12 protein-coding genes are annotated in these 12,718 nt (G+C 59.7%); 9 read left to right on the forward strand and 3 right to left on the reverse strand.

Annotation, left to right across the window (positions count from 1 at the left end):
* Window position 1: 1 nt before the first annotated feature.
* From GOW98_RS01015 to GOW98_RS01045, 7 genes are all read left to right on the forward strand, one after another.
* Window positions 2-1,192, forward strand: coding sequence for a phosphoglycerate kinase (locus tag GOW98_RS01015; RefSeq protein WP_170329444.1), 1,191 nt, complete (start codon window positions 2-4; stop codon window positions 1,190-1,192).
* 66 nt (window positions 1,193-1,258) lie between these two features.
* Window positions 1,259-1,603, forward strand: coding sequence for a lysozyme inhibitor LprI family protein (locus tag GOW98_RS01020; RefSeq protein WP_170329202.1), 345 nt, complete (start codon window positions 1,259-1,261; stop codon window positions 1,601-1,603).
* 131 nt (window positions 1,604-1,734) lie between these two features.
* A complete protein-coding gene (locus GOW98_RS01025; RefSeq protein ID WP_170329203.1) occupies window positions 1,735-2,034 on the forward strand; it encodes an FtsB family cell division protein in 300 nt (99 codons plus the stop codon).
* 173 nt (window positions 2,035-2,207) lie between these two features.
* Window positions 2,208-3,197 carry a pyruvate dehydrogenase (acetyl-transferring) E1 component subunit alpha gene (gene pdhA / locus GOW98_RS01030; RefSeq protein ID WP_170325277.1) on the forward strand — a complete coding sequence of 330 codons (990 nt, stop codon included), beginning with the start codon at window positions 2,208-2,210 and terminating at the stop codon, window positions 3,195-3,197.
* 15 nt (window positions 3,198-3,212) lie between these two features.
* Window positions 3,213-4,583 (forward strand): pyruvate dehydrogenase complex E1 component subunit beta, encoded by a 1,371-nt coding sequence (locus tag GOW98_RS01035; RefSeq protein WP_170329204.1) that lies wholly within the window; start codon window positions 3,213-3,215, stop codon window positions 4,581-4,583.
* 3 nt (window positions 4,584-4,586) lie between these two features.
* Window positions 4,587-5,072, forward strand: coding sequence for a hypothetical protein (locus GOW98_RS01040; RefSeq protein WP_170329205.1), 486 nt, complete (start codon window positions 4,587-4,589; stop codon window positions 5,070-5,072).
* A gap of 14 nt (window positions 5,073-5,086) precedes the next feature.
* On the forward strand, window positions 5,087-6,385 hold the full coding sequence (locus GOW98_RS01045; protein WP_170329206.1) for a pyruvate dehydrogenase complex dihydrolipoamide acetyltransferase: 1,299 nt from the start codon (window positions 5,087-5,089) through the stop codon (window positions 6,383-6,385).
* Between the two features lie 65 nt (window positions 6,386-6,450).
* On the opposite strand, the gene cysE is transcribed toward GOW98_RS01045, so the two are convergent.
* Entirely contained in the window at window positions 6,451-7,260 is an 810-nt protein-coding gene (gene cysE / locus GOW98_RS01050) for a serine O-acetyltransferase (protein ID WP_170329207.1), read from the reverse strand.
* An 84-nt stretch (window positions 7,261-7,344) separates the two neighbouring features.
* Here cysE and GOW98_RS01055 point away from each other — a divergent pair, with 84 nt between their 5' ends.
* The gene (locus tag GOW98_RS01055; RefSeq protein ID WP_170329208.1) at window positions 7,345-7,683 is read left to right on the forward strand and encodes a TraR/DksA family transcriptional regulator; all 339 of its coding nucleotides are present in this window, start codon (window positions 7,345-7,347) and stop codon (window positions 7,681-7,683) included.
* Here GOW98_RS01055 and GOW98_RS01060 read toward each other — a convergent pair.
* Both GOW98_RS01060 and GOW98_RS01065 read right to left on the reverse strand, forming a co-directional pair.
* The gene (locus GOW98_RS01060; RefSeq protein WP_170329209.1) at window positions 7,664-7,960 is read right to left on the reverse strand and encodes a DUF7742 family protein; all 297 of its coding nucleotides are present in this window, start codon (window positions 7,958-7,960) and stop codon (window positions 7,664-7,666) included. The two genes, GOW98_RS01055 and GOW98_RS01060, sit on opposite strands and share 20 nt — an antisense overlap.
* An 8-nt stretch (window positions 7,961-7,968) precedes the next feature.
* A complete protein-coding gene (locus GOW98_RS01065) occupies window positions 7,969-10,431 on the reverse strand; it encodes a baseplate megatron protein TIM-barrel domain-containing protein (RefSeq protein ID WP_170329445.1) in 2,463 nt (820 codons plus the stop codon).
* Window positions 10,432-11,426: 995 nt separating this feature from the next.
* Between GOW98_RS01065 and GOW98_RS01070 the strand changes: the two genes are divergently transcribed.
* Complete coding sequence (locus tag GOW98_RS01070) at window positions 11,427-12,683, forward strand: DEAD/DEAH box helicase (protein WP_170329210.1); 1,257 nt, start codon at window positions 11,427-11,429, stop codon at window positions 12,681-12,683.
* The last annotated feature ends 35 nt before the right edge of the window (window positions 12,684-12,718 follow it).

A 12,718-nucleotide genomic window follows, 5' to 3' on the forward strand; every position in this document is an offset into this window, starting at 1 on the left:
GATGGGCTGGAAAACTCTCGACGACATGGACCTGAACGGCAAACGCGTGCTGGTGCGCGTCGATATCAACGTTCCGGTGGTGGATGGGGTCGTGACCGACGCCACCCGCATTCAGCGCATCGTGCCGACGGTTCGTGATATCATTGCAGCCGGCGGCAAACCTATCCTGCTGGCGCATTTCGGGCGTCCGGGTGGTGAGCGCCGCGAGAACCTGTCGCTGAAACAACTCGTCCCCACACTACAGGATGCCTTCGGTGCCACGGTCCTGTTTGCCGCCGATTGCGTCGGTACCGAGGCCGAACTGGCCGCCGAGGCACTGCAACCGGGTCAGGTGTTGCTGCTTGAGAACACTCGCTTCCACGCAGCCGAATCCAAAAACGATGCGGATCTAGCCGCAGGCATGGCCAAACTGGGTGACGTTTACTGCAATGACGCGTTCTCTGCCGCCCACCGTGCACACAGTTCGACCGAGGCCATAGCCCGCCTGCTGCCAGCTTGTGCAGGCCGCCTGATGCAGGCCGAACTTGAGGCGCTGGAAGGTGCTCTGGGTGCACCCAAGCGCCCGGTGACCGCCGTGGTGGGCGGTGCAAAGGTTTCGACCAAACTCGAGCTGCTGGGCAACCTGATCGCCAAGGTGGATTATCTGGTAATCGGCGGCGGCATGGCGAACACTTTCCTCGTTGCCAAAGGTCTGCACGTGGGGAAATCGCTGGCCGAGCGGATCATGAAAGACACCGCCGCTGAAATTCTGGCCAAAGCCGAAGGCGCGGGCTGCACCATCGTTCTGCCCACCGACATTGTCGTTGCGGACAAGTTCGAAGCAGGCGCCCCGCATCAGGTACTGCCCGCTGACCGATGCCCCGAGGACGGCATGATCCTGGACGCCGGACCCGAAAGCGTTGCCGCAATCACCGAGGTCTTCGCCAAAAGCCAGACCCTGATCTGGAACGGCCCGCTGGGTGCGTTCGAGATCGAGCCTTTCGACACAGCCACCAATGCCGCGGCGCTGAAAGCCGCCGCCATGACCCGCTCGGGCCAGTTGGTGTCGGTCGCCGGTGGCGGGGACACAGTCGCCGCGCTGAACGCCTCAGGCGCGGCCAAGGACTTTTCGTACATCTCGACAGCCGGTGGCGCGTTCCTTGAGTGGATGGAAGGCAAAACCCTGCCCGGCGTTGCCGCGCTGGAAGGCTGAGCCACGCGAATTGGGCGCTTGTTAAAACTCGTGGTAAACTCTCCCCTTTAAGGTGGAGAATTTGCCATGAGAGTTTTTGCCTGCCTGATCATTGCCCTGTTTCCCCTGCCCGCTGTTGCCCAATCCAGCTGCGGCGGGCAGACTCAGCTGGATGCGAATTTCTGCGCCAAGGAGAAATGGGAAATCGCCGACCGTGAACTGAACCGGATCTGGAAAGAGGTCAAACCTCTGGCAGATGCGCGTGGAGACGGGCAAACCCTGCTGACCGAGCAACGCGCGTGGCTAAGAGCCCGCGATGCCGCATGTGAGCCTGAGTTGAAAAGCGACGGCAGTGCTGCGCCGATGTTCTACTGGGCCTGTATGGAACAGCAGACCCTGACCCGCAATCAGGCGCTAAACGCATGGCGATGAAAACGCGCCGCTAACAAATTTGTAAATTTGCGAATCAGGGGATTCACAACCCGAATCACCTGTGACATAGTGCGGTCAGATGCTCGAAAAGGGCACGTTATTGAGGCAGACTTCATACGGCGGTAAACAGAGTGTCCCGTTCCCATCGGCCCGGCTTGGGCTCAGTCGTTTTCTTCATGGTGGCGTTTATGCTTGGTGTGTATTTCACCTTTGCTGCCGTGCAGGGCGACTATGGCCTGTTCCGACGGGTCGAGATTGCGGCGGAACGGGACGCCCTGTCACGCGATCTGGACAAGCTCGAGGCTGAGATCGTCGAGATGGAAAACCTGACCCGCCGACTGTCAGATACCTATCTGGACCTCGATCTGCTGGATCAGCAGGCGCGCTCAGTTCTGGGTATGATCCGCTCGGACGAGATTGTCATTCGCTGATCCGGCCAAGTTTCTTCAAAAAATCATACCGCACCAATACCTTGACCGTCGAAAAGCGGCCTGTTTCCGCAGGACCGGACGCTGCGTCACATTTCCCCTCGCCAGAAAGCCGGAAATGCTTTATGAGATAGTTTAACGCTAAACTATCTGTCCGAAAGGGGGAGATCGCCACGATGGCTGCGCGAAAAACCACAAAGAAACCAAATGTTTCTGCGGAAGAGCTTAAAACCTATTACCGCGAAATGCTTCTGATCCGCCGATTCGAGGAAAAGGCGGGCCAGCTTTATGGCATGGGTCTGATCGGTGGGTTCTGCCACCTTTACATCGGACAGGAAGCCGTTGTTGTGGGCCTTGAGGCCGCAGCCAAGGAAGGCGACAAACGCATCACCTCATACCGTGACCACGGCCACATGCTGGCTTGCGGGATGGAGCCGGGCGGCGTGATGGCCGAATTGACCGGGCGCATCGGAGGCCTCTCCAAAGGTAAGGGCGGCTCGATGCACATGTTCTCGAAAGAGAAGCATTTCTACGGCGGCCACGGCATCGTCGGCGCGCAGGTTCCGCTGGGCGCGGGTCTGGCCTTTGCCGATAAGTACAAGGAAAACGGCGGCGTGACCTTCACTTATTTCGGTGACGGTGCGGCAAACCAGGGTCAGGTCTACGAAACCTTCAACATGGCCGCCCTCTGGGATCTGCCTGTGGTTTTCGTGATTGAGAACAACCAATACGCCATGGGCACTGCGCAGGCGCGCTCGACCTCGACCAAGGACATCTACCACCGTGGCGAAGCCTTCGGCATCCCCGGCGAGATCGTCAACGGTATGGACGTGCTGGCGGTTAAGGAAGCTGGCGAGAAAGCCGTCGCCCACTGCCGCGCGGGCAAAGGCCCTTACATCCTGGAAATCAAGACCTACCGCTATCGCGGCCACTCGATGTCCGACCCGGCCAAGTACCGCACCCGCGAAGAAGTTCAGAAAGTCCGCGAGCAAAGCGACCCGATCGAACATGTGCGCGAGCTGCTGCTGGCCGGCAAGCACGCAACCGAGGATGACCTGAAAGCGATCGACAAAGAGATCAAAGAGATCGTCAACCAGGCCGCCGAATTCTCGAAAGAAAGCCCCGAGCCTTCCGTCGAAGAGCTCTGGACCGACATTTACGCCTGAGAGGACGATTAAGACATGGCAACCGAAATTCTCATGCCCGCCCTTTCGCCCACGATGGAAGAGGGCACGCTGGCCAAATGGCTGGTCAAGGAAGGCGACACTGTATCCTCGGGCGACATCCTGGCCGAGATCGAAACCGACAAGGCGACGATGGAGTTCGAAGCAGTCGATGAAGGCATCGTCGGCAAGATCCTGATCGCCGAGGGCACCGAAGGGGTCAAGGTCAACACCCCCATCGCGGTACTGGTCGAAGAAGGCGAAGACGCCTCCGCCCTGCCCGCGGCTGCCCCTGCAGCTGCAGCGGTGGCCGAGGCCGCCCCGGTGGCGGTTGAGGCCCCCGCTCCCGCCGCAGCCCCGGCCGCTCCGGTCGTAGACCTGTCGCCCGACTGGCCCGCAGACGCACCGATGGCACAGCAGACCGTCCGCGAAGCGTTGCGCGACGCTATGGCCGAAGAAATGCGCGGCGACGAAGACGTCTTCCTGATGGGTGAAGAAGTCGCCGAATATCAGGGCGCATATAAGGTCTCCCAAGGCCTGCTGGATGAATTCGGCGGCAAGCGCGTGATCGACACCCCGATCACCGAACACGGTTTTGCCGGCATCGCGGTTGGTTCGGCCTTTGGTGGCCTTAAACCGATTGTCGAGTTCATGACCTTCAACTTCGCCATGCAGGCGATTGATCAGATCATCAACTCGGCTGCAAAGACACTCTATATGTCCGGCGGTCAGATGGGTTGTCCGATCGTGTTCCGCGGCCCCAACGGCGCCGCTGCCCGCGTGGCCGCTCAGCACAGCCAAGACTACGCCGCATGGTACATGCAGGTGCCCGGTTTGAAAGTTGTAATGCCGTATTCGGCAGCTGATGCCAAAGGCCTGCTGAAATCAGCCATCCGCGACCCCAACCCGGTGGTCTTTCTGGAAAACGAAATCCTCTACGGTCGCTCGTTCGATGTGCCGCAGGTGGATGACCTTACCATCCCGTTGGGCAAGGCGCGCATCTGGCGCGAAGGCTCGGACGTGACCATCGTCAGCTTTGGCATCGGTATGCAGTTCGCTCTGGAAGCCGCCGACAAGCTGGCCGAGGAAGGCATCAGCGCTGAAGTGATCGACCTGCGCACCATCCGCCCGATGGACACCGGCGCGATCATCAACTCGGTGATGAAGACCAACCGTCTGGTGACCGTCGAAGAGGGCTGGCCGCAAGGCTCGGTCGGCAGCTACATCTCGTCCGTCGTGATGCAAGAGGCGTTCGACTACCTCGACGCCCCGGTCATCAACTGCACCGGCAAGGATGTTCCGATGCCCTACGCAGCGAACCTTGAAAAGCTGGCCCTGATCACTACCGATGAGGTGATCGCCGCCGTCAAGCAAGTGACCTATCGATAGGCAATGGCCACCGGGAGCGTACATAATCCTGCTGGCGTGGACTGGCTTTTCGAAAGCCTTGTCTCGGCACGCAAGGACAATAACCGCAACTTGCTTTATGTCTGTGCGGCGTTCCTGTTGGTTTCCTTTGTCAGCATTGCGTTTAACCTGGATGCCTTCGACCAGATTCAATTCGATCTACTTTCAGTCGAAGGCAACCTGACAAGCGCTTGGCCCATCCGAACAATGTTGTGCGTCGCCTGCATCGTATCCTATGCCTCGGTCATTTACATCGTGCTCGAGCAGCAACGCCTGCAATTGGGTATGGAGTATCTGGCGGCCATCCAACACAGCGACGCAGCTGCACTTGGTCAGTTCACAGAATGGCTTGAAAAAAACCATCCGCGTGTTTCACAGGCGCGCTCGTTGGTCGTGGGGGTTTTCGTGACCTTCTGCGCGACCATTCTCCTAATCGATATCGCATCGCTGATCTACTCATTCTCGAAGTAAGAGGACATGAAAACATGCCCACCGAAATTCTGATGCCCGCCCTGTCACCGACCATGGAGGAAGGCACGCTCGCCAAATGGCTGGTCAAGGAAGGCGACACCGTCTCGTCCGGCGACCTTTTGGCCGAAATCGAAACCGACAAGGCCACGATGGAGTTCGAGGCCGTCGACGAAGGCACCATCGGCAAGATCCTGATCCCTGAAGGCACCGAAGGGGTCAAGGTCAACACTGCCATCGCGGTTCTGCTGGAAGATGGCGAAAGCGCCGATGATATCTCTGCCGCGCCTGCCGCAGCCCCTGCGGCTGCCCCCGCAGCCGCCGCGGGCAACGAGGCCGCCGCGCAAGCGGCGTCCGAGGCGCCCGCCCCTGCACCAGCAGCTCCGGCCAAAGCTGATGGCGGTCGTATCTTTGCTTCACCTCTGGCCCGAAGGATTGCCGCGCAGAAAGGCCTGGACCTGACGCAGATCACGGGCACTGGCCCGCATGGCCGCATCGTCAAGGCGGATGTCGAAAGCGCCTCAGCAGCTCCGGCTGCGGCCGCGCCAGCCCCGACAGCAGCAGCACCCGCTGCTGCTCCGGCCGGTCCTTCGGCAGATGCCGTGGCTCGCATGTACGAAGGTCGCGAATACGAGGAAATCAAGCTCGACGGTATGCGCAAAACCATCGCCGCACGCCTCAGCGAAGCCAAGCAGACCATTCCGCATTTCTATCTGCGCCGCGACATCAAGCTGGACGCGCTGCTGAAATTCCGCGGCCAGTTGAACAAGCAGTTGGAAGGCCGGGGCGTTAAGCTCAGCGTCAACGATTTCATCATCAAGGCCGTTGCCAACGCGCTGCAACAAGTTCCCGCCTGCAACGCGGTTTGGGCAGGTGATCGGGTTCTGCAGCTGAAGCCCTCGGACGTGGCGGTCGCCGTCGCGATTGAAGGTGGCCTGTTCACGCCGGTCCTGCAGGATGCTGACATGAAGTCACTGTCCGCGCTGTCGACCGAGATGAAAGACCTCGCCTCCCGCGCCCGCGAACGCAAGCTGGCGCCGCATGAGTATCAGGGCGGTACGTTTGCAATCTCGAACCTCGGCATGTTCGGCATCGACAATTTCGACGCCATCGTGAACCCGCCCCATGCCGGCATTCTGGCCGTGGGCTCCGGCGTCAAGAAACCGGTCGTTGGCGATGACGGAGAGCTGACCGTGGCCACCGTCATGTCGGTCACCATGTCTGTCGATCACCGGGTGATTGACGGCGCACTGGGCGCCGAACTGCTGCAGGCCATCGTCGACAATCTGGAAAACCCGATGGTTATGCTGGCCTGATCCACCCCAAAAACAAAAAAGCCGCCTCAGACCCGAGGCGGCTTTCTTCGTTTATAGGGTTCGACTTACTTGTCTTTGCCTAACATGTGATCCATCGAAATCGACGGCTGATCACACCCGGCCTCACCCACAATCTTGGCGGGGATACCGGCAACGGTCGTGCAGGCTGGAACCTCTTGCAGCACCACCGACCCTGCGGCGATCCGGCTGCAATGGCCCACCTCGATATTGCCCAGAACCTTGGCCCCGGCGCCGATGAGCACACCATCACCGATGGTGGGGTGACGCTGTTCTTCTTCCTTACCGGTTCCGCCGAGAGTCACCGAATGCAGCATAGAGACGTTGTCGCCCACCACGGCCGTTTCACCGATCACGATGGAATGGGCATGGTCAATCATGATGCCCTTGCCGATACGCGCAGCGGGGTGAATGTCGATCCCGAAAATCTCTGACGAACGCATCTGGAAGAAATACGCCAAATCATGGCGGCCTTTGCGCCACAGCCAATGTGCCACACGATAGGCCTGCATCGCCTGATACCCTTTGAAGTACAGGATCGGCTGCAACAGACGGTGGCACGCCGGGTCACGTTCATAAACAGCCATCAGGTCCGCGCGCGCTGCTTCGATCAGCGACAGGTCATCCGCATAGGCTTCGTCAACGATTTCACGCAGCACCATCATCGACATCTCGTTCGAGCACAACTTGGCCGACACCCGGTAAGACAGGGCGCGCTCGAGGCTGCGGTGGTGCAGGATACAGGCGTGCACCAGACCACCCATCAGTGGCTCATTCTCGACGGCCGCCTGAGCTTCGGTGGTGATACGGGTCCAGACCGGGTCAACCGGTGTCACGTGACTGCGCTTTTCCAACATGGCTTTTGATCCTTTGCTGCGCCTAGAATGCCATTTAGTTGTAAAAACACCAAACGCAAACCCGTGATCTGCAGGGTAACGAAAATGAATGAAACCGAAATGGCAGGCTTTGCCGCAAGGATTCAGGCGCGATTGGCCGAGATTGCAGAACATTCGGCCTCGGAAAAAGATGCGCAGGCCGTTGTCGAGTTGGACCAGCAGGCCGTTGGTCGTCTCAGCAGGATGGACGCGTTGCAGAATCAGGCTATGGCCAAGGCACAGCAGGCCAATCGCGATACCGAGACACGGCGCTTGCAGGCCGCGCTGATCCGCATTCAGGACGGGGAATTCGGATATTGCGAGGATTGCGGCGACGAGATCCCCAAAGGTCGGCTGAACCTCGACCTCGCCGCCACCAAATGTGTCAGCTGTGCGTCCGGTTGATCTGAAACCGAACCAGATGACGCAGAACCATCTCAAAACACTGACAATATTGCGGGTCGTCAAACCCCGGCTCATCCGCCAGCTGTCTGTTGCGGGCCGCTGCCATCAACGAGCCGTTGCCGAACAATGGATGAAGCCGCCCGGTCTGGCCAACATGTTTGTCGGCCAGTTCCGCTTCGTGGATCATACGGGTGCAGAGGCGATTGCGGTCCACCGGCGACGCGGCCAGCAAGGCTCGTGCCGCAGCGCTGACATCTCCATGCAAGACAGGACGCATGTCGCGACTTACCCAACTTTCAGGCTGGTAGGCAGGCCCGGCCCATAGCTGGCTGAGACCTGAGCCACCCTGACTTCATAGGCACCGCTTACCCCATCCGCCGCTTGCGCCGCGGTCGAATAGAACCAGTTCGGCTCGCTCACAACCTGTTCCCGGACCAACGTGCCGTTGACGCGAATTTGAACAAGGTAGGATTCGCTTTCCTCCGCCAGCGGCACGTCCAGACCAGCCCAATCATCCCCATCCAGCCGGGTGCGGCGTATCCATGTCACCTGGTCGCCTGTGCCATCTGAAACAGCCCTGAGATGCACGGGCGCGTAGGGGCGCAATCCGTTGCCGTCGAAGGCCTCAACAAGGTGGACGAAGGACGGATCGTCATAACCTCGTGTCGCCGGGCCGATGCGATAATGTTTGGACACTCGCCGCTCGGACCGCAGCAGGCTTGTTTGGTAAACCCGTTGATCCAGCAGGACGAACATTGACCCATCGGGCCAAACATCCGGCATCGCTGCGTCTGTCCCCAATTGGCCACGCAAACGCTCGGACAAGGTATAAATCCCGGTTTCCTGCAGCGTGGCGTCGGCGAACTGGAATACCTCCCAGTTTCCCGGTGTCCCGTCACCAATAGCCGCGAGGTTGGCACCGTTCAACAGCGCCTCACGCGGGCGGGATTCCAACAGCCCGTCGACCAAGTTTACCCGTAACGGCGCACCTTCGTCCCAGATACCGGCACTTGCCCGCCAGAGTGGCGTTTCAGTGAAACCGATAACTGCCTGCCCCGAAGTAACCTCCTGCAGCGCATAGTCCTCGTCACTCGCCGCCGAATACAAGGCAACGCTGCCGGGCCAGGGATTTGCCGAGGCGGCCAGATAGGGGGCATGTGGTGCTTCCGACCCGGTGATCAGCGGCAAATCCATGAACAAGGGCAGGACAGGAACCGGCGCGATTAAGGGCTTCGCAGTCACCTCATCATCAGGCAAATCGGAAGGAGCGTATACACCGGGTTCGATCCGCACCGCTTCGGCCAGTTGCAGATCTGCCTGTTCTAAGCGGTCGATACGATACCGCGCACCCTGCCCGTCTTTGGCCAAAGTGACAACGTCCCCCGCACCGATTTGCAGCATCGACGGCGGCAGCGCAAATCGGGCCGTCTCACGCGATACGCGCGCTTCGCTTAACCAGCGTTCAGCGGTCTGGCGACCCTCGGCCCGTGTCATCGACAGAGGTACCTCATTCACCGAAACCGAATGCGTCCGGGTATCCGGCAGGACGGCCTCTTCTGACACAAAATCATGGTCAGCATCCGACTGCACAAACCTCAACCGTACGCGGCCAGTCAACTCGGCCTCGGCCTCTCTTCGGTGCTCGACCCGACCTTCGATGTCAGAGCTATCGGCCAGCAGATCACTATCCAACTCAATCGCTCTGCGGCCATCGCGCATCTGGAACAGCAAAACACCGTCGCGTTCAATTGCGTCGAAACCATAGCGCAGCATCAGCGGCTGCAACGCGGCGCGGGCAGTGGTCACATCCTCAATCGCGTATCCCCGCACAACGCCATAGAGGCGCGACACATCGATATGCGTTACCCCTGACCCGTGGCAGATTTCCGTAACAACCGAGGCTAGAGTGCGCGACCCTGACCGCCCATTTAGCCAATGGCCACGAGGGTAATTGACGCCATCGCTCCATTGGCTGCGCAGGTTTGGAAAAGTGGGAAACGGGCGTGCATCCCAGGCCCAGACATAGGCGTTTGCCATGTCCACCATTCGACCACCATACTCTTCCGATATCGGGTTTGTCTTCGGATCGGACCAATAGCCCAGCATCGCCTTTAGGTATTGCGCCTGCATGAAATCGTCACGCAGCCCGTTTGAGTACTTTGGCAGGCGGGATTCCGAGGATTTGGGATCCAAGAACTTGTTCGGCTGGTTAGTCCCTTTATCGATGGCCGCACAACCCAGTTCGTCCATCCAAGCGGCATCGAACTGAGGCCCCCTCAACCCCTCGGGATCATGCGCCGAGAACGCCTGCGCCTCGGCCCCGTTGGGCCAGATCAGCTTGCGTTCCGAAGCCTTCCACTGAGGCCGCCGGTCCGGTGGCGAACAGTGCAATATCCCGCTGTCGCCAAAGATCATCACATCGCGCACCTGATCGAAAGTCTCACCGACCAGCGCCACCCGACTGGCCTCTCCGCGATCCAACGGTTTCGACCCTTCGACCATCGACCGCACCCATTCGGCCCCCGCGCGCGTCTTACCGGCACCGCGCCCGCCCATGATCACCCAGGACCGCCAGTCGCCCTCAGGCGGCAATTGATGCGGCAGCGCCCAGAACTCGAACAGGAAAGGGAGGGCGCATAGCCCCCCCTCCCCGATCTCACTCAGAAATCTGTCCCGAACCGCAGCATCGGCGGAGGCGAGCCAACCTGCACCCGATTTCAAATCGAGCGCGCTCAAGGTCGAGCGCATATCCCCCTTGGGCAATTCCGGCTTGTCTGTGATGTTGTTCGACAAAGCTTGTCTCCACTTTCTGACAACTTCGGATCAGCCCCTCTAACTGACCGAGTTGCTTGGCTGTTCCAGCCAGGTCTGCATCCTCCCCGGTTCCGATTTGCCTGCGCAGTTCTTCCGCTGCCTGGCGCAAACCGCGAATGGACGTCTCAAGCGACTGCAAAAGTTCTGCCGTCTGCAACATCCGCTCTTCCGGGGTAATCAAAGTCATGTTTGCCTGTGACCTCATGCGTGAGTTTTTCCGCACGAGAGAAACGAAAAACGGCCACCGGGTTTCCCCGGGGCCGTTGCCCACTTCTTCTAGCATGACACAACTTATACGAGAATGAGCGCGCAAAGTCAATGATTTGCGCAACAGGGGCGCAACACCCAAAGAACGCACCGGGTTAAGAAAGCTTGAACGCCCCCACGCAAACCGTTTGGATTGCCAGCCCGTAAGGCCGCTGTTCTAGGTACGAAAACCGGGGGGCACGCCCTATTCATTGCGTTCCTTTGATGGGATTAGCGTATCGGGAAAGGCTGACGATGAGGCGGTGAGCCTCCCTTTCGAATGGAGAATGTGCGTGTCTTCGCCGTCAAAGTTGAATGCACCGCTGCAGGAACTTTTAACGCATTGAACACAATTGCCCTGGGATCAGGTAAAGTCGGGGATGCGATCTTATCCCGTCTCGACCGCATCGGAGGCCCACATCAAAGCTTGACAAATCTGCGCGCAGGCCGCATGTGCCGCAGACCAAGCGCTGACGCGTGAGCATCTGGCCGTAACGGCCCCCACAGCGCACGACACATCTCCTAGTTCCCCTTCACGCAGGGTTCTTGATGCGATGGCCGGACGTACAGGACTCGCCTGTATGCCCCGAGGCTTCGCGGAAACCCTGCCGGTTACGCTGTTAGCGTGGCCTTTTGCTCTTGTCCGGTGCGGAAAACCGTTTCGGATCAAAAAGGAATGATACTTGTTCGACTTCGACATGCTGGGCCTTGCCCCGGCCCTGAATGACGCGCTGCAACGCGCGAACTTTACCCAACCCACGCCGATCCAGAACCAGGCGATCCCGCTGGCCCTGCAGGGCCACGACATCCTTGGTTTGGCCCAGACCGGCACGGGCAAAACGCTGGCATTCGGCCTGCCGCTGATTGACCATCTTTTAGCGCAACCCGGCAAACCTACCCCCAAATCGGTTAAGGCCCTAATCCTTGCGCCCACCCGCGAGTTGGTGAACCAGATCGCCGAAAGCCTGCGCAACCTGACCAAAAAGACGAAGCTGCGCGTGGCCACCGTGGTCGGCGGGCAATCCATCGGCAAACAGATCTCGTTCTTGTCGCGCGGCACCGACATTCTGGTCGCCACGCCCGGTCGCCTGATCGACCTGATGGAACGTGGCGCCGTTGACCTTAGCACGGTCCGCCATCTGGTGCTGGACGAGGCCGACCAGATGCTAGACATGGGCTTTATCCACGCCCTGCGCAAAATCGAACCGGCATTGGGCACACCGCGCCAGACCATGCTGTTTTCGGCGACGATGCCGAAACTGATGGAAGAACTAAGCCAGTCCTATCTGACCAACCCTCAGAGGGTGCAGGTTTCACCCCCGGGCAAGGCCGCAGACAAGATCACACAGTCGGTTCACTTCCTCGACCGGACTGAAAAACCGCGGAAGCTTCGCCAAGTTCTGTCAGAAGACATGGATGCTCTGACGCTGGTCTTTGCCCGCACCAAGCACGGGGCTGAGAAACTGATGAAAGGCCTTGTGGCGGATGGGTTCAACGCCGCCTCGATCCATGGCAACAAAAGCCAAGGTCAGCGCGACCGCGCGATCAAGGCGTTCCGCGCCGGAGAGATCAACGTTCTGGTCGCCACCGACGTTGCCGCGCGTGGGATTGATATTCCCGGCGTCGCTTACGTGATCAACTATGACCTGCCCGAGGTGCCTGACAACTACGTCCACCGCATCGGTCGCACCGCCCGCGCCGGACGCGAGGGCGAAGGCATCGCTTTTTGCGCACCGGATGAACTGGACCAGTTGCGCCAGATTCAAAAGCTGATGAAGATCGAAATTCCGGTCGCCAGCGGCACCATGCCCGAGTTCGCCGAACCCAAGAAACCGCGCAAGCGTGGCGGCTTCCGGGGCCGTAGACCGCACGGGGCAAATGAGGCGTCAAAACCCGCGCCGTCCAAACGTCGCCGTCCACGCCGACGCCCTGCCGCATAACAAAGAAAAGGCCGCGTTTGTCAACGCGGCCTTTT

Origin of the sequence: Ruegeria arenilitoris (assembly GCF_013032445.1) — a bacterium.
Taxonomy (GTDB): domain Bacteria; phylum Pseudomonadota; class Alphaproteobacteria; order Rhodobacterales; family Rhodobacteraceae; genus Ruegeria; species Ruegeria arenilitoris_F.